This window comes from Pseudochryseolinea flava (assembly GCF_003286915.1).
Taxonomy (GTDB): Bacteria; Bacteroidota; Bacteroidia; order Cytophagales; family Cyclobacteriaceae; genus Ohtaekwangia; species Ohtaekwangia flava.
Window position 1 is genome coordinate 93,571 of record NZ_QMFY01000014.1, and the last position, 18,128, is coordinate 111,698.

Genomic DNA, 18,128 nt, shown 5'->3' on the forward strand with positions numbered 1-18,128 from the left:
CAGTCAGGTTGTCGAGTTTCTAATAGTGCAAACGTGTGCAAAATTCCTCGGCGGCTTTAATTGGAAGTTCCTCGGTGATCGAATAGCCAATTTCGATTACTTAATTGTCACATGAACACTTAACTAAAGTGTCACGTGAATGCATTATCACCTAACGAAACACTCTATGAGAAAACTTTATGCACTGTTAATCAGTATGCTTTTCTTTCTAGCATGCGAAGATGCGTGGGCGGGGAGCGGTGAACGGGTCATGATCACCAACATTCAACAGCAAGCCATTACTGGACAAGTGTTGGATGAAAGCAGCACACCCTTGCCAGGTGTGAATGTTCTTGTTCGAGGTTCTACAGGCGGAACGGTCACCGACGCTGAAGGAAACTTTTCATTAACCGGTGTGAGTGCCGATGCTGTACTGGTATTTTCTTTCATTGGCTTCAAAACAAAAGAAGTTAGTGTAAATGGGCAGACTGTTATTAATGTATCCCTTGACGCTGATGTGTTGTCATTAGACGAAGTTGTTGTTACGGCGTTAGGCGTGCAAAAGGAGTCAAAGAAACTTGGCTATGCAGTCACATCAGTAAAAACAGATGAACTGATCAATAACAGAACAACGAACGTGATGGAGTCGCTCGAGGGTAAAGTAGCGGGCTTGAATATTTCTCCACCGGCAGCCGGTGCGGGCGCAAGTATGCAGATACGTTTGCGCGGACAAGCTGCATTCGCGGGCGCCAACAATGCGCCACTCATTGTGATCAACGGTTTACCAATGGATCAAGGTGCGAGAAGTGCGAACGGAAATGGTGCGGTAAATCAGCGTGATCGTGGTGATAATTTACAAAACATAAATCCCGATGACATTGAAAGTTTGACGGTTCTAAAAGGGTCAACAGCGGCGGCCATCTATGGTGCACGCGCGGCGAATGGTGCGATCATTATCACAACGAAGTCAGGAGGCAAAGATCAAGGCATCGGAATAGATTTCACATCGAGTTACACCAGCTCTCATGCGTTGAATTTTCTTGATGAGATCACGCAAACAGAATATGGCGCAGGAAGAGGCGGTGTGAGACCTCAGACACTAGGTGACGCACAGTCTAATGGTCAGTTTGGTTTTGGCGAACGATTAGACGGTAAGTTAACCATGAACTTCGATGGTGTAGAACGACCCTATTCTGCATATAAGGATAGACTTTTCGATTTTTTGCAAACCGGATCGAACTTCACGAACACGTTAGGAATTTCAGGCAGCGGCGCCAACGGGAGTTTTCGCGTATCATTTTCAAATACTGATGCAAAAGGTATCGTTCCAATGAACGAATACAAGAAGCGCATTTTCAATGTTGGTATCAATCACAATCTCACCAGCAAGTTGAGCCTGCAGCTTAATGTAAATTATGCTGCAGAACAAAACATTAACCCACCTCAAATCGGAACGCAAGGCGATGGTGCCATCAACTTCTTTACCCGTATGTCGATATCGACACCACTCATAGCTTTTGAGCAAAGCGCAATTAATCCGGATACCGATGCTGAATTTCGCACAAGCTCTTTCCTTGGTACTGTTAATAATCCATATTTTCCTATTCAGAAACGTCAGTTCTTCAATGATGATAGGAACCGCTTGCTGGCAACAGCGACATTACGCTATAAGCTAACCGAATGGTTATACATTCAGGGGCGATATAATTTTGATCGCGGTTCGAACTTCATGGAGTGGAATCAACTCAATGGATCGGGAGCGCCATCAATTGTTGATGAATTTGGTAAGTTCCGAGGACGCTATGATATTCAACAAGACCAAACACAAGACATCAATGCTGACTTCCTCGTTGGCGGTAATAAAGAATTTGGAAAATTTTCGGTCGACGCTAGCGTCGGTGGTAACACATGGCGAACAAAATTCCAACAGCACTCGCAATATTCAAGAAGTTTTACAGTAGCCGATCTTTACACACTCAAGAATGGTACTATCACCTGGCTTAATGAGCCCGACGTTAATCTTCAAAACTATGCACCATACGTCTTTAATAGAACGCGCATCAACTCGCTCTATGGTTGGGCTGAATTTGGATACAACGGTTTAGCGTATATCAATTTTACGGGTCGACAAGATTGGTTCTCTGTATTAAACCCTGATGATAACAGTGTGTTCTATCCTTCGGTGTCTGGTAGTTTCATCTTCTCTGAATTACTTGAAGAGCAAAACTGGTTGTCTTATGGTAAGTTCCGAGCCTCATGGGCAAAAGTTGGAAGCGCTAATGGTGTAAATCCCTACGACGGTATACTGAACTATATTATTAATCCGCCCTTTAGTAATCAGGCAACAGCTGGTTTGTCAGGCACACTCGCGCCAAATCCTTTGCTGCGACCGTTCACTGTCGTAGAGAAAGAAGTTGGCGTGGAGATGAGATTGTTCAACAACAGATTGCTCCTCGATATTGGTGCCTTTGATAAAGTAACCACAGACCAAATATTGGAAGTAGCCATTTCAAGTGCATCGGGTTTCAACAACACCAAACAGAATAAGGCTTCTCTACAAAATCGTGGTTTAGAAACATTGATTGAAGCAACACCGATTCAAGGGCGAGATTTTTCATGGACAACCTCTTGGAATAATGCTTACTTAAAAACCGAGGTGCTCGATGTCGGTAACGAAAGCGGTACGATGTTGGTACTGTACTTCAACGGTACTGGAAACGAGTTCCTTGGCGAATTACGATACACCGAGGGATTGGCGATGAATCAACTATATACAAGAACATACCGACGCAATGCAAATGGACAAGTTGTAGTTGATGCTAATGGGCGATTGTTGGAAACTACACCATCTACGCCGGGTGCCGAAAAGACAAACGGGTTTCTTCCGGTTGGTAGTTCAATCCCTAAACACGTAGGGGGTTGGAATAACACTTTGCGCTATAAAAATCTTTCGCTCGGCATTCACATCGATTATAAATTCGGAGGTACTGTTCTTTCATCAACGCATTTAAATATGCTAAGACAAGGACATTCGAAACTCTCCTTGCAGGGACGTCGCGAGGGAGAGAATGGAATTGTTTTCCCTGCCGTGTATGAGGCATCTGGTGAGCCCAACACAACTGCTGTAACAGACCTTCAAGGGTTCTATGCAGATTATCGCAATAAGCAAATTGGCGACCCTTTTGTCTTCAAGTCAGACTTTATTAAGCTTCGAAATATTTCCATTTCGTACAACTTCACAACCGCACTTCGAAAGGTTTCAGCTTTGAACTTTATCAAGGCACTTACACTTACGGCAGGTTGTCGCAATGTAGCGATTCTCTATAAAGACCTTCCTGGACTAGACCCTGAATCAGTCCAGTCATCCGGCGATTTCCGAGCTGGTTACGAAAACGCAGCACTACCCACCACGCGTAATTACAACCTTACCTTAAACGCTAGATTTTAATATCATGAAAACCATAAAGAACTGCATAATATTGGGCCTCGCACTTTCACTCACCACGGGGTGTGACAAAGATTTCGTCGAGGTGAACACGAATCCATACGCCGTTTTAGATGTAGATCCGGCGCTCCTTTTTGCGGGTGCACAACGCACGCACTTGGGCACTTGGACGGCGGAACACACGATCGTTCAACACTTTGTTTGTCCGTACAATACCGGTGCAAATGTTGGCTTCAACTTCAATGAAGACATCGACTTAATTAACAATCCCAAGTGGGATCAGTCGTATCCCACAGCCATTCGCAACTTGGTGCATGCAATAGATCTCTTGGGTGAAGAAACTAACCGGGTCAATTTGTTGAGCATGATTCGAATATGGAAAGCACAAGTTTTTATGGGTGTCGTCGATGAATACGGCGATGTTCCTTACTTCGATGCCGGTAAAGCATTGGACTTTGTATACTTTCCTACATACGACGACGACGCGGAAATTTATGAACATTTGTATAATGAGTTAAAGGGAGCCATGGCAGCTTTTAATCCTGAAGCCGACTTCGTTCCGGAGGATTTGTTTTACGGTAAAAACAGTCCAAATCCGGCAGCAGATGAAGCAGCACAAATTGAAAAATGGAGAAAACTTGGCAATTCACTTTTACTAAGATTAGGCATGCGTTATTCGAAGCTGGATCCTGATAAGGCTGAAAGTATTGTGAAGGAAGCTATCGCAGGTGGCGTGATGACGTCCAATGCAGATAATGCCTACGTGAAGTATGGTAGTGGCGCTGTACATGCTGACAATAATAACTTGCGAAATTTTTCTCAGTTCAATTATGCAGCGGAGCCTTTCGTCGACCGATTGAAAGCAACCAACGATCCAAGAGCAAAATATATCCTCGCTACCTTCGACGATCCGGGCGCTGTTGTCAATGACACAGACCCTGATACAGAATTAGAAAATCAGTTCGGTGTTCCAATTGGCGTGACCAGTGTCGATCTAGTTAATCCCGCATTACCATACCGCGGCGCAAGAGGAGCAGGTGTGAATTATTCACAAATGAACATATGGACCATCGCTTCGCCATCTGCGCCTGAATTTTTTGTCACCTATGCACAAACATCATTGTTGTTAGCAGAGGCCGCATTTCGGGGATGGATCGATGGTGACGCTCAGGAGTTTTATGAGAATGCAATTATCGCTGATATGGAAACATATACATTGTATCCTCAAACAAAACCTATCACACAAAATGAGATCGAAGATTATCTCGCGGAGCCCGGCGTTGCTTACAACGAAACCGACGCGCTTGAACTCATCAACACGGAATATTGGGTGGTTAACTTACGGAACGGAACAGAAGCCTATGCGAATTTTAGGCGAAGTGGTTTTCCAGAGCTAAGTCCAAATCTGTTTAATACTAAACTCAATGGCGGCTTTGCCAGACGGATGTCGTACCCTGACCGGGAAGCATCGGCTAATGGCGATAGTTATGCTGAAGGCGCGAGCGCCATTGGTGGTGATAACTTGTTATCTCGTGTTTTTTGGGATGTCGAATAAATTTTCTCTCTTCTGGGTTTTGAAGTTTGGTTAAAAGGCGACTGATTTTTTTCAGTTGCCTTTGCTTCTTCCTTTTCAAAGGACAATCTCTGTCCTTATACGATTGCTTTGTCTTTACATTAACCACTGATGCTATGAAAAAAACTACCCTCTTCACTATCGCGTTTGTATTTTTTTGCTTGTTGATACTCTCTTGCGCCGATGATGATGATTCAAGTCAAGAAGAAGTAAGTCAAGGGCTAATTGCCACTGATGCGCAGCTTGTCAATTTTGGATCGGGATATTCCTTCACGGAAGGTCCTGCTGTCGATAAAAATGGAAATGTTTTCTTTACCGATCAGCCCAATGATATCATATACAAATGGGAAGCAAGTAGCGGAACAATCTCGCCGTTCTTAGAAGAAACAGGACGTGCCAATGGAATGGCTTTCGATAAGGATGGTAACCTGATTGTATGTGCAGACATGCACGGAGAGATCTGGAAGATTATGCCCAATGGCACACATCAGGTTCTCATCGAAGACTACCAAGGCAAACTTTTAAATGGACCTAACGACGTTTGGATTAATCCTGTTACCGGCGGCATGTATATCACAGATCCAATGTTTCCGCGTGGTTATTGGAACGATGAAGATCCACGAAAATCGAATAATCCAAATTGGCCACCCACTTATTCGCAACAGGCAGATGAAGGTAAAGGAGGTCACGTTTATTTTCTTGCGCCTGGTGCTGATGAATTGACACGTGTGACAACACAAGCAGGGTGGGATGCTGACGCTTGGCCCAATGGCGTTGTAGGAACAGCGGATGGAAAAAAACTTTATGTGAACAAATGGGCAGGCGATAACATGGGCGGTACATGGGTTTTCGACATCAACGCAGACGGAACTCTTTCCAATATGAAGAAGTTCGCAGACATGGGTGGTGATGGTATGTCGATGGACGAACGTGGAAATATTTATATCAGCAATGGATTTGGTGTTGTGGTATTTGATCCGTCGGGTAAAGAGCTGGTAAGAATATTTACGGGTGGCGGCGCTACAAACAACGTCTTTGGTGGAAGCGACGGGAAAACATTATTCATAACCGGGCCAATCGACAAAGTAAATGGATTGAAAATGAATGTTAAGGGCATTGAAAAATTTGAGTAAACATGTCTTTGTTTAAAATCTTTCACTGTGCATTAATGGAAGTATAAATGGTTTGATCAATCGTTCTTTCAAGTAAATAAGCATACCGCGGATTTGGGAAACCAGTATGCTTCCAATGGTAGATCGAATCGGTCAATACATTCGCTCTGTGTTGATCTTGTTTCTTCGCCAATGGGTTACTGTGGTAGAAAAGGAATTTGAGTAGTTCTCGGACTACTCAGTTCCGTTTTTACCGGATTATTCAACGGGTATCGCTCCTTGTTAATTGATCTTTCGTTTTTATGGGAGAAATTTAATTCCGAAGTATTCATGCCTACGCTCAATCGTTCACTGATCATTGCCTGTGTCTTCTTTGCGCTCTGTTTCATACTGGCAACGTCGTTGAATGCTCATCTTTATGCGGGGTGGTTGCTGATGATGTTTTTTGTTTCACTTGCCTTTTTTCTGCGACGTTATGAAATGTTGAAAGGTTATTCATTTACCGTGATGATTCTCGCGGCAGTGAGTTTAGCGATGTACTATCCGCAATATTTTGTTTCTGTCGGCGAAGTGAAGTTATCGATCTTGATTGTACCACTGATGCAATTAATCATGTTCGGTATGGGCACTGGTTTGAGTATTGATGATTTTTTAGCCGTTGTGAAAATGCCGAAAGGGGTGATTGCCGGCGTTGGCTGTCATTACCTCATTATGCCCTTGGTGGCATTTCTCATTACACGTCTATTTTCATTTCATGATGAAGTCGCAGCCGGAATTATTCTGATCGGAAGTTGTCCCAACGGACTAGCGTCGAACGTGATGACTTATTTAGCGCGTGCAAATCTCGCGCTGTCTGTAACGCTAACGGCGATATCAACATTCATCTCTCCACTCGTCACACCACTATTTATGCAGTTGTTCGCTGGGGAATATGTTCACATAGATTTTTGGGCGATGGTATGGGATATCACGAAGATTGTTATCCTGCCGGTATGCGCGGGTCTTGTCTTCAATAGATTTTTCCATGGTCGGTCCAGATTACTTGATAACATTATGCCTGCCATTTCAATGATCGGTATAGGTCTGATCATCGTCGTCATTACGGCAGCAGGTCGTGATTCGTTACTTGTTGTCGGTGGTTATTTAATTCTGGCGGTGATCATTCATAATATCAGCGGTTATTTTTTTGGTTATTGGTCTGCACGCATGTTGCGTATGGAGGAAAAAGACTGTCGTACAATTGCCATTGAAGTGGGTTTACAAAACGCCGGACTTGGATCAAGCCTGGCATTGGCCATGGGCAAATTGTCGACGGTTGGACTTGCACCAGCAATATTTGCACCCGTCATGAACATCACGGGATCGTCGTTGGCGCTGTGGTGGCGTGGGCGACCGTTGCAGAATGCCGAAGAAAGTATCGATTCACCCAACGCCGACGAACCTATCACCTCACTTCGAAATCATGAATAGAATATTCGAATTAAAAAGATCGTTAACCGTGATAACGATCATGGTACAATCGATCTGCGCTGTAGGGCAACAGATCTCGAAAGAGGAGCTCATCTTTCTCACACCAGAGTGGCATGGCGAACGCTTTGCAGATGGTAGACCGAAAGTTCCTGACGCAATACTTGATCGCATGAAACAGGTCACGCTCGAAGAAGCATGGGCTGTATTGCGTAACGAAAATTTTAAACATCAATTTGATGGTGACTGGATGACCATTAATCCTGACAGCGTATTGGTCGGTAGAGCAGTGACCGCCACATTCATGCCGGGGCGCCCTGATATTCATCGCGTGATTGACGATCGTGGACATACACGCGACAAAAGAGTGAAGTCTCAAAACTCGTGGCCAATCGATTTGCTAACAAGACGCGATGTGTATGTCGTTGATCAATTTGGCGCGCATGAAGATGGACCAACCATAGGGGATAATTTAGGAAACTCAATTTTTACCAAGACAGGAAACGGTATTGTCTACAACGGAGCCGTGCGCGATATCAATGGATTGAAAGCGATCGGATCTTTTACTTCCTTCTTTCGCAGCTATCATCCGTCTCATCATCTCAACGATCCAAAAGGTCAATTGAATACGACTTTAGTAGGTATCAATACGCCAACGCGAATTGGTAATGCGACAGTAATGCCAGGAGATGTTGTGCTTGGGCGTAATGGCGGTGTGATTTTTATTCCAGCGCATTTGGCTGAAAAGGTAGTCAAGATTTCAGAAGTGGTTCGCCTTCGTGATATGTTCGGCCATCAGCGACTTCGTGAACAGAAATATACACCTGGGCAAATTGACACACGGTGGTCTGATGATATTGAAAAAGATTTTTTACAATGGCTTCGATCCAATGCGGAAAAACTTCCCGTGCCCAAAGAGCAGATTCAAGAATTGTTAAAGCAACGAACCTGGTAGGTAAAACTAAATCATACGAAGATGTCAAGTTCAAAATCTAGACGCGCGTTTTTTAAAAGTGCTATGGCCGCAGGCGCTATGCTCGCACCGTTGAGTACAACGTTTGGTAACAGTCTTATTCAGGCGGTCGATAGAAGTAATACAAACTCAAAACCGGCTGACTTAAAGATAACAGAAGTTCATTGTGCTTTTATAAAATATGGCAGTAGTCTTTTTGTAAAAATTCATACCGATCAGGGCATCTATGGATGTGGTGAAGGTGTTGATGCTGTCGCGGGCACATATCATTTTGTGAAGGCGTTAGAGTTTCGTCTCAAGGGAAAAAATCCGTTAAATGTTCATCGAATATTTGACGATCTGCGAAAGTCTGGAATTTTTCAAGGAGCTCAGGCTGGGATGTATATCGCTGTACTCTCTGCAATAGAAACTGCTTTGTGGGACATTGCTGGGAAGGCACTTGGTGTGCCGGTATATCAGTTGCTTGGCGGAAAGTTTAGAGATAAAATAAGAGTGTATTGCGACACCGCCTTATATCAAAGAAATCTTCCAACGCCGGCAGATTTTGCTAAGTCAGCACTTGAAGCAAAGAAGATGGGATTTACAGCGATCAAGTTCGACCTTGATCAACGAAATGATCCAACCAAGTACGATAGCTACAATTGGACTGCAAGTCCTGGTGAATTAAAACGTATGGTCGATCAGGTAACTGCGGCACGCGAGGCAGTAGGTCCTGATATTGATATCTGTTGTGATATGCACGGACGATACGATGCAGTAACAGGACAGCAAATTGCAAAACGTCTTGAGCATCTTAATTTGATGTGGCTGGAAGAACCTATTCCTGCGGAAAATGCAGAGGCATACAAAATCATTTCAGATTCGACAACGACCCCGATCTGTGCAGGCGAGAATTTGTATCTGGCATATGGCTTTCGCCGATTGCTAGAGCTTGGCGCCGTAGACATCATTATGCCTGATCTTCAAAAAGCTGGTGGGCTGGGAGAGGGACAGCGTATTGCCAACCTCGCAAGCCTGTATTATGTCCCTTTTGCGCCGCACATGGTAGCTTCATTTCTAGGCGCGATGGCGTCTTGCCACGTATGCGCGTCCGTTCCAAATTTTATGATCCTCGAGTGGCAAATGTATTTTCATACCGATCCAATGTATAAAGACATTGTAACCTACGATGGCACCATGGTTGAGAACGGATTCATTACGCTTTCAGAAAAACCTGGTATTGGCGTGGATATTAATGAAGAAGGAATGAAAAAGTATGCAGCACCAGGTTATCCCTTCTTTAAATAGGCGCATGCATGTAAACTTTGACGAAGCGATCGTCACACTATTGTATGATGTAATCTAGCGCTAATACGCCAATGAGGCCGATGATCGAAACGATGGTTTCCATTATCGTCCAGGAACGAAACGTGTCTTTGATGGTGAGTCCGAAGTATTCTTTGAATAACCAAAATGCTGTGTCGTTCACGTGTGAGCAAAATAAACTTCCCGCACCAATGGAAAGCACCAGCAGGTTGGGGTCAATGTTCATATGTTGCGTCAATGGGTAAACAACACCAGCAGCAGTAAGTCCTGCGATGGTAGCCGATCCCAATGCCAAACGTAATACGGCTGTGACAACCCATGCGAGCACGAGTGGAGGCCAGTCTAGCAATTTAAATGCATCTGCAATCTCATCGCTAACGCCGCTGTCGAAGAGAATTTGTTTTAATATCCCAGCGCTTCCGATGATTAAGAGGATCATGGCAATGTCCTTGACGGCCTCAGCGTAGATCATCATAATGGACGATAATTTCTTTCCTGTGCGAATGCCGAGCGTGTACGTAACGATGACGATGGTTAGTAACATCGCTTGATTCGGCTCAGCAATAAAAAGAAGTGCCTGTTCCGCGTGTTGATTTCCTGCAAAAATTTTTGACAGCAATGTCGTGAGTCCAATGAGTACGACTGGAAGCAGTGAAGAAATGAGACTGTTAACGGTGCCCGGCAATGTATCATGTGGTCTGTCGGCGCATAGGGATAACGTTGGTGGTTTTGTTTGTATAGATGCTACGGTGCGCGCAAATAATGGACCGGCGATAATGATTGCAGGAATTGCAATGATGATACCATATCCAAACGTGGTTGTAATGTCAGCATTGAATTGTGTTACCAATGCAAGTGGAGAAGGATGCGGTGGAAGAAATCCATGCATCACCGATAGCGATGCTAGCATCGGAAGCCCTACATAGATTAATGGAAGTTTGTATTGATAGGCCACAGAGAATATGATGGGGATCATCAAGACGAACCCAACATTATAGTAGAGCGGAATACCGACTAAAAAACCTGTTAAACTCATTGCCCACACCAAATGACGCGCGCCAAAGAATTGTTGCATCGTCAATGTGATGCGCTGTGCTGCGCCACTTTCGGCAACGAGCTTTCCAAGCATGGCGCCTAATGCTATGACAATGACAAGTGATCCAAGGGTGTCTCCAATTCCTTTGTTCACCGATTTTGAGATATCATCAAGCGGCATTCCCAATAGCAATGCCGCGAGCGTTCCAACAATCAGAAAGGCTAGAAACGGATTTAACTTAACCCACGTGATGAGTAGTACAAGGCAAGTAATACAAGCTGCAAGAAGTATAAATGTCATCTCAATAGAAGCGTCAGTGGGAATCGCGTGCTACCTTTGATCCGGATTTACCTACCAGGAAATTGAGGTCTGCACCTTTATCTGCTTGCTGAACATGATTCACATATAAATTCACATAACCACGATCCGCAATTGCATCGGGCTTTTTCCAACGCGTACGCCGGACTGCAAGTTCTTCGTCAGATACGTGGAGATGGATAAGACGTGCCTCAACATCTAACTCAATGATGTCTCCATTTTCCACCAATGCTAGGTTTCCGCCGATAGCAGATTCGGGTGATATGTGAAGCACTACTGTTCCGTATGCTGTTCCACTCATGCGTCCGTCAGAGATGCGAACCATGTCAGTAATTCCTTTGTCGAGTATTTTTTTTGGTAGTGGCATGTTGCCAACTTCAGGCATTCCTGGATACCCAACAGGACCAACACTTTTCAAAACCATGACACACGTTTCATCGATGTCGAGGTTGGGATCATCTACCCGCTCATGGTAGTCTTCAATATTTTCGAAAACCACTGCGCGTCCTTTATGTTTCATCAGCGAAGGTGTTGCTGCAGAAGGTTTAATGACTGCCCCATTGAGCGCAAGATTTCCTTTAACAACAACGATCCCTGCTTCTTTGATGATCGGATTTTCATAGCTCGCAATCACGTCGCTATTGTAGCAAGTCACCTTACTGTGAATGTTTTCTCCATGCGTTTTTCCATTCACTGTCATGGTGTTCATATGCAAGACAGCGGCTAGCTCTTTCATGATGACCGGAAGACCACCCGCGTAGTAAAAATCCTCCATCAAGAATTTACCAGAAGGCATCAGATTCAATAGTAATGGAATTTGGCTTCCAATTTTGTCAAAGTCATCGAGATTGAGGTCAACGCCAATTCGTCCTGCAATCGCCGTGAGGTGAATAATAAAGTTTGAAGAACCACCGACTGCGGCATTTACCTTGATCGCGTTTTCAAAAGCTTCACGTGTTAAGATTTTTGAAATCTTAAGATCTTCTTTTACCATTTCTACGATTCGTCTTCCCGATAGCTGAGCAAGTACTTTCTTGCGTGAATCTACCGCAGGAATAGCCGCAGCGCCTGGCAGGGTCATTCCCAACGACTCGACCATACAAGCCATCGTTGACGCTGTGCCCATCGTCATGCAATGACCTGGACTACGAGACATACAACTCTCCGCGTGAGAGAATTCATCATAGGTCATCTTTCCGGTCTTCAGATCGTCAGTAAATTTCCAAACAACCGTGCCTGATCCAATATCTTTTCCTTGGTGCTTGCCATTAAGCATCGGACCTCCCGGGACTACGAGTGTTGGCAAGTCTACACTGGCAGCGCCCATCATTGTTGAGGGCGTCGTTTTATCACATCCTGTAAGTAGTACCACACCGTCGAGCGGATTACCTCGAATAGATTCTTCAGCATCCATGCTCGCAAGATTGCGGAACAACATCGCGGTTGGTTTTAATAGTGTTTCTCCAAGCGACATAATGGGAAACTCGAGTGGAAATCCACCAGCTTCGTAGACTCCACGCTTTACATATTCCGCGATATCGCGAAGGTGTGCGTTGCATGGTGTGAGCTCAGACCATGTATTGCAAATGCCAATCACAGGACGACCATCAAAAAGATCTTCAGGAAAGCCTTGGTTTTTCATCCAACTTCTGTAGATGAATCCCATCTTATCTTTTTTTCCAAACCATTCGGCGCTTCTATACTTCATATTCAAAATACTTAGAGATGTAAATTGTTTTTGGGCTAGCGCTAGGTGGGGAAACTAACGCTGTCGTTAAATATTTGCGTTTACTTGATTGCTTCTTTTGTTCGCACGCCGTTGATGAGGCGCCAGATCGCGAGTGGATTTTCGTCTTTCAGTTCTGCTGGCAACATTTGCTGCGGCATATTTTGAAACGACACAGCACGTGTAAAACGGAAGATAGATGCTGTACCCACAGAAGTACTACGACCATCCGTTGTCGCAGGGAAAGGACCACCGTGTACCATCGCGCTGCAAACCTCTACACCCGTGGGAAATCCGTTAATGATAATCCTACCAACTTTTTGTGTCAAAATATCCAACAGATCTTCGTGCGCCAACAAGTCCTCTTCAGTGCCGTGAATGGTCGCTGTTAAATGACCAGAAAGATTACGCGCCGCCGAAAGCATCTCATCTTTAGTTTGCATCTCAACGAGTATACTGGTAGGGCCAAAAATTTCTTCGGCTAAATCTGGGTGATCAGATAATACATGCGATGTTGTTTTGAAAAGCATTGGATGGGCGCTGTTATTTTCGCCAGTTCGTTTTCCTTGCGCTAATACATCTATTTGATCGATTGCCTGATGCCGTGCGATACCGGTGGTGTAGGCGTTGAAAATACCATCCGTTAACATTGCACCACCCGAAGTATTTTCGAATGCTGCTTTAAGATTCTGCAGGAAAATCTCAGATGAAGTATCCTTTCGATACAACATCATTCCTGGGTTCGTACAGAATTGGCCGACACCGAGTGTTACCGAAGCAGCAAAACCTTTTGCAAGTTCTTCAGGATTTTTTCTCAATGCTCCCGGGAGTACGAACACAGGATTCGTACTACCCATTTCGGCATATACTGGAATGGGGTGCTCGCGTTGTGCTGCCGCATCGAAGAGCGCTTTACCTGCAGCGAATGAGCCGGTTAGCCCTACTGCTTTGATTTGGCTGTGCTTCACCAACTGCATGCCGACAACATTTCCATCACCATGTAGGAGTGAGAAAACACCGTCGGGCATTTGTGTTTGTTTTGCTGCCGAAAGAATCGCTTTGGCAACAAGTTCTGATGTTGCAGGATGCGCCGAATGTGCCTTAAAGACAACAGGACAACCTGCGGCGAGTGCAGAGGCTGTATCACCTCCCGCTACAGAAAATGCAAGCGGAAAATTACTTGCTCCAAAAACAACAACCGGCCCCAAACCGACATGAAGATAACGCATGTCCGGTTTAGGTAACGGTTTACGGAGAGGGTCTGCCGTTTCTATTCGCGCATCTAACCAAGAACCTTCACGAAGCATCGACGCGAACATCAATAATTGGTTCTTGGTGCGATTCCTTTCACTCTCGATTCTAGTTTTTGGTAACGCTGTTTCTTGAGAACAAATGTCGATGAGCTGCTCACCAAGTTCTTCAATTTCCATTGCAATCGTCTCGAGAAAATATGCTTTTTCTATCCCTGTTTTCTTTCGGTACGTTTGGAATGCAGTGCCCGCTTTTTCACAAGCCAACGCTACCTCATCGCGTGTTGCCTTGGAGAATGTATACTGAAGTTTATCACCTGTTGATGCATTTGTCGATCGCAATGTTTTTGCACCCTCGGCATGATCAGTAAAACCAATGAGCTGTTTACCTTCAATCTGTATCATGATATGTGGTTATGCAACTGTGTTTTCAAGTGTACCAATATGTTCAATCGTGATTTTTATCACATCGCCTTCTCGTAAGGTGAAGGTGTCCGGTGGAACAATGCCTGTGCCTGTCATGAGAAAAGCACCATGTGGAAAGCTTAGCTCTTGAAAAAGATATTCTGCTAATTCTGTCTGCGTGCGTTTCATTCGATCGATCGATATTTCTCCATAGAAAACTGATTCATGGCTGCGGTCAATAGAAATACGGATCATAGCCTTAGGATCAATCGCTTGCTCAGGAACGTATAAGCACGGACCAATGGCAGCGGATCCGTCATAGCATTTTGCTTGTGGCAGGTATAGCGGATTTTCTCCTTCAATATCTCGCGATGACATATCGTTACCTATCGTATATCCTTCAATAGATCCCGACGAACAAATAAACAGCACAAGCTCTGGCTCTGGTACATTCCACTTCGAGTCTTTTCTTATCCGGACAGTTCCACCCGTTCCGATAACGCGGTGAGGCGCGGCTTTAAAAAACAACTCAGGTCGTTTCGCTTCATACACGCGAGCATAAAAATCTCCACCACCGGCGTCTTTTGATTCTTCCATTCTTGCTTCGCGACTTCTTAAGTATGTAACACCAGAAGCCCACACTTCTTGTTTCGAAATAGGAGCCAGTATGTCCCTGCGTGGTTGTCCCGAGAGAGATGGTTCTGGATCAAGCGTATGAATCTCTTCCAGCACTTTCCGAAATAAGCCAGACCGATTAACAAAAACATCCCAGTCAGATTCTGGTGAAAGAAAATATTCGTTTAAATGTTCGATTACTATTCCGCGTTTCGTGTTGTATATCTTCATGTTCAATTATTGTAATGAAAAAGTTGTCGTTAAAAAATTTGACGTTGCGTCTGGTGACATTATCGGTTGACCACCACCAATAGAAATCTCGCACGCGTTCAAAAAACCTTTCGGTATCTTGATTTGCATACCAATGTTAAGCGATTCTCTTGCGCGCAAATGAATGCGTTTGAATCCGACCAAAGATCGAATGGGCGTTTTCTTGCTGTTGCTGTTTTTTTGAGAAGCATATACTTGAACTACTTCTTCTCCATCACGATCTCCGGTGTTTGTGATTGCTGCTGTAATGCGAAGCGAGTCGTTGGCGATCTTTTGCACAACAAGTTTATCGTAAACAAACTTCGTATAGCTTAGCCCGTAGCCGAATGGATAGAGCGGCGTTCCCTTGAAGTAACGGTAGGTTTGCGTGGTAATTTCGTAGTCATCAAAAGATGGAAGCTGCGAAGTCGATTTGTAGAAAGTCACAGGAAGCCTACCTGCCGGATTATAATCACCGAACAATACGTCTGCGATTGCTTCGCCGGCAGCTTGCCCTGGGTACCACGCTTCAATGATGCCGTCTAAATGTTCATCTTCCCAATTCACGGAAAGCGCGCTGCCATTTAATAGTACCAGTATCACAGGCTTACCAAGTGCATGAATTTCTTTGATCAATTCTTGCTGTGCCGCCGGAAGATCAATGCTAGTCCTGTCACCTCCGCGAAATCCATCTATTTGCACATCCATTTCTTCACCCTCCATATTGGGGGTTAGTCCCATCACCATCACAACAGCATCTGCTTGTCGTGCAACTTCGAGTGCCTTTTGTTTTAGATCGGGCTTCGGCGCTGCCCACACAAGTTGAACTTGCGCATCGGCAAATGTCTCGATGGCTTCAACTACAATTTTGTATTTCTTCCCAGCCTCGAGCTTCAGGGGAATTGATTTACGAAGTCTTGGATCGCCGTATTCGTCGCGAAAGTGATAAACAGTTTTAGCGATGACACTATCATTTAAATATAACTTGGTATTGCAGGTTGATATAATCCCTAAGCGATAAGTACCTGATTGTGTAGGTCTAACTTCACCGCTCCAACGAACGCTGAAATTATCATCATCCATTCCTTGGCGAGGCGCTTTATCAAACCAATTCGCATCGAGTGTGGGTGTAATTTCAGAAAATAGTGGCGGTCCGGTAAGTGAGCTGTTGTCAAAAAACTCAGCCTTAATTCCAGGTTGTCCTTCACTTGTTAGGAGGACTTCCTTGGGGATCGGATAATACATGGGCATACCTTCCGCTAACTCTGATCCTTGCGCGAAAAGTACTTTCGTATTTGCGGATACTTTTTGTTTTATTCCAGCAAGGGGTGTGATCGTTTTTGACGGAACGCCATTGTAGTTACCCAGGAGCATGAGCCATTGATCGGCATTAGGACCAATCACGGCGATCGTGCTGAGATTTTTTTTCAGTGGCAGAATACCACCTTTGTTTTTTAATAGTACGATCGATTTGCGTGCCGCTTCAACCGCTAGGTTTTGATGTTCTTTGCTATCTACAACAGCATACGGTATCTGCGCAAATTTTACTTTTTCTTTTGGATCGAACATACCAAGCTTGAAGCGTGCAGTGAATAGTCTCTTCACGGCCACGTCGATGTCAGCTTCGCTGATGAGGTTTTTATTGACTGCATCCTTCAAAGTTTGAAATACCTTCCCACATTCAAGATCAGTTCCCGCTTTCACGGCAATGCTTGCAGCCTCTTCTGGTGTCTCAACGATCTTATGAAATTTGTAAATGTCTGTGATCGCTTCGCAGTCTGAGACAATAAAGCCATTAAAACCCCATTCATTTCTGAGCACATCGCTGAGCAGGCGTGGACTTCCACAGCAGGCCTCGCCATTGTAGCGGTTGTATGCACACATCACGGAATACGGCTTTCCATTTTTGATCGCCATCTCGAAATGCGGCAGGTATGTGTCGTGCAAATCTTCTTCACTGGTTGTGGCGTTGAAAGAATGACGTTCTGGTTCAGGACCACTATGAACTGCAAAATGTTTTACTGTGGCGATCGTTTTAAAATAGGTAGTGTCATTGCCCTGTAAACCCTTAATGAATTCAGTTGCTAACGTTCCTGTCAGGTAGGGATCCTCGCCATACGTTTCTTGACCGCGTCCCCAACGTGGGTCCCTGAACAGATTGATGTTGGGCGACCACAGTGTGAGGCCTTGATAAATGAACCGCTTATCTTTTTCAACGAAGTTATGATGTTTTGCGCGGGCCTCGTCGGCAATTGCCGTGGAGACACGATTCATTAAGTCGTCATCCCACGTGGCGCCTAATCCGATTGCCTGCGGAAAAACAGTCGCTAGCCCTGCACGTGCTACGCCATGTAATCCTTCCGACCACCAATTATAGCGTGGTATCCCCAGGCGTTCAATGGCAGGTGCGTCGTTCATCATTTGACTGATCTTTTCTTCGAGTGTTAAGCGAGATACAAGATCATCAACGCGTTTGTCAATAGAGAGTGATACATTTCTGAAAGGAACGAGGTCCGACGATTCAGGCTGTTTACAGTCTGTCGCTAGTAAGCATGACAAGAGTGTTATAGTAACAGCGTGCTTTTGATAGAGGCGACTCACAGGTTGGCTGGCTTAGTCATGCAAACTGTTAATTAAGCAGGGCGCAAACTTCCAATATTCGCCAGCGTTGAATT

General features: G+C 44.7%; 11 protein-coding genes. 6 read left to right on the forward strand and 5 right to left on the reverse strand.

Annotated features, from left to right (window positions below; all coding sequences use genetic code 11):
• Positions 1-166: 166 nt before the first annotated feature.
• From DQQ10_RS21630 to DQQ10_RS21655, 6 genes are all read left to right on the forward strand, one after another.
• Positions 167-3,427 carry a SusC/RagA family TonB-linked outer membrane protein gene (locus DQQ10_RS21630; protein WP_112749015.1) on the forward strand — a complete coding sequence of 1,087 codons (3,261 nt, stop codon included), beginning with the start codon at positions 167-169 and terminating at the stop codon, positions 3,425-3,427.
• Between the two features lie 4 nt (positions 3,428-3,431).
• Positions 3,432-4,979, forward strand: a complete 1,548-nt coding sequence (locus DQQ10_RS21635) for a SusD/RagB family nutrient-binding outer membrane lipoprotein (RefSeq protein WP_112749016.1) — start codon at positions 3,432-3,434, stop codon at positions 4,977-4,979.
• A 134-nt stretch (positions 4,980-5,113) separates the two neighbouring features.
• Positions 5,114-6,130: an SMP-30/gluconolactonase/LRE family protein gene (locus tag DQQ10_RS21640; protein ID WP_112749017.1), complete on the forward strand. Its 1,017-nt coding sequence runs from the start codon at positions 5,114-5,116 to the stop codon at positions 6,128-6,130.
• Between the two features lie 309 nt (positions 6,131-6,439).
• Positions 6,440-7,579, forward strand: coding sequence for a bile acid:sodium symporter family protein (locus DQQ10_RS21645; RefSeq protein ID WP_112749018.1), 1,140 nt, complete (start codon positions 6,440-6,442; stop codon positions 7,577-7,579).
• A gap of 40 nt (positions 7,580-7,619) precedes the next feature.
• The gene (locus tag DQQ10_RS21650) at positions 7,620-8,531 is read left to right on the forward strand and encodes an RraA family protein (protein WP_245970499.1); all 912 of its coding nucleotides are present in this window, start codon (positions 7,620-7,622) and stop codon (positions 8,529-8,531) included.
• Between the two features lie 21 nt (positions 8,532-8,552).
• Positions 8,553-9,836 carry a mandelate racemase/muconate lactonizing enzyme family protein gene (locus DQQ10_RS21655; protein ID WP_112749020.1) on the forward strand — a complete coding sequence of 428 codons (1,284 nt, stop codon included), beginning with the start codon at positions 8,553-8,555 and terminating at the stop codon, positions 9,834-9,836.
• 37 nt (positions 9,837-9,873) lie between these two features.
• Here DQQ10_RS21655 and DQQ10_RS21660 read toward each other — a convergent pair whose 3' ends face one another.
• The 5 genes from DQQ10_RS21660 to DQQ10_RS21680 all read right to left on the reverse strand — a co-directional run bounded on the left by DQQ10_RS21660 (position 9,874) and on the right by DQQ10_RS21680 (position 18,054).
• Complete coding sequence (locus DQQ10_RS21660; RefSeq protein ID WP_112749021.1) at positions 9,874-11,190, reverse strand: gluconate:H+ symporter; 1,317 nt, start codon at positions 11,188-11,190, stop codon at positions 9,874-9,876.
• Positions 11,191-11,203: 13 nt separating this feature from the next.
• Complete coding sequence (locus tag DQQ10_RS21665) at positions 11,204-12,916, reverse strand: IlvD/Edd family dehydratase (RefSeq protein ID WP_112749022.1); 1,713 nt, start codon at positions 12,914-12,916, stop codon at positions 11,204-11,206.
• A gap of 80 nt (positions 12,917-12,996) precedes the next feature.
• Positions 12,997-14,589: an aldehyde dehydrogenase (NADP(+)) gene (locus DQQ10_RS21670; protein WP_112749023.1), complete on the reverse strand. Its 1,593-nt coding sequence runs from the start codon at positions 14,587-14,589 to the stop codon at positions 12,997-12,999.
• Positions 14,590-14,598: 9 nt separating this feature from the next.
• Positions 14,599-15,435: a fumarylacetoacetate hydrolase family protein gene (locus DQQ10_RS21675; RefSeq protein ID WP_112749024.1), complete on the reverse strand. Its 837-nt coding sequence runs from the start codon at positions 15,433-15,435 to the stop codon at positions 14,599-14,601.
• A 6-nt stretch (positions 15,436-15,441) separates the two neighbouring features.
• Positions 15,442-18,054 carry a glycoside hydrolase family 3 C-terminal domain-containing protein gene (locus DQQ10_RS21680; RefSeq protein WP_221409771.1) on the reverse strand — a complete coding sequence of 871 codons (2,613 nt, stop codon included), beginning with the start codon at positions 18,052-18,054 and terminating at the stop codon, positions 15,442-15,444.
• Positions 18,055-18,128 lie beyond the last annotated feature (74 nt).

Coding starts and splice junctions, on each gene's coding strand:
- DQQ10_RS21635 (WP_112749016.1), top strand. CDS start 3,432: ATGAAAACCATAAAGAACTGCATAATATTGGGCCTCGCACTTTCACTC.
- DQQ10_RS21640 (WP_112749017.1), top strand. CDS start 5,114: ATGAAAAAAACTACCCTCTTCACTATCGCGTTTGTATTTTTTTGCTTG.
- DQQ10_RS21655 (WP_112749020.1), top strand. CDS start 8,553: ATGTCAAGTTCAAAATCTAGACGCGCGTTTTTTAAAAGTGCTATGGCC.
- DQQ10_RS21660 (WP_112749021.1), bottom strand. CDS start 11,190: ATGACATTTATACTTCTTGCAGCTTGTATTACTTGCCTTGTACTACTC.
- DQQ10_RS21675 (WP_112749024.1), bottom strand. CDS start 15,435: ATGAAGATATACAACACGAAACGCGGAATAGTAATCGAACATTTAAAC.
- DQQ10_RS21665 (WP_112749022.1), bottom strand. CDS start 12,916: ATGAAGTATAGAAGCGCCGAATGGTTTGGAAAAAAAGATAAGATGGGA.
- DQQ10_RS21645 (WP_112749018.1), top strand. CDS start 6,440: ATGCCTACGCTCAATCGTTCACTGATCATTGCCTGTGTCTTCTTTGCG.
- DQQ10_RS21630 (WP_112749015.1), top strand. CDS start 167: ATGAGAAAACTTTATGCACTGTTAATCAGTATGCTTTTCTTTCTAGCA.
- DQQ10_RS21650 (WP_245970499.1), top strand. CDS start 7,620: ATGGTACAATCGATCTGCGCTGTAGGGCAACAGATCTCGAAAGAGGAG.
- DQQ10_RS21670 (WP_112749023.1), bottom strand. CDS start 14,589: ATGATACAGATTGAAGGTAAACAGCTCATTGGTTTTACTGATCATGCC.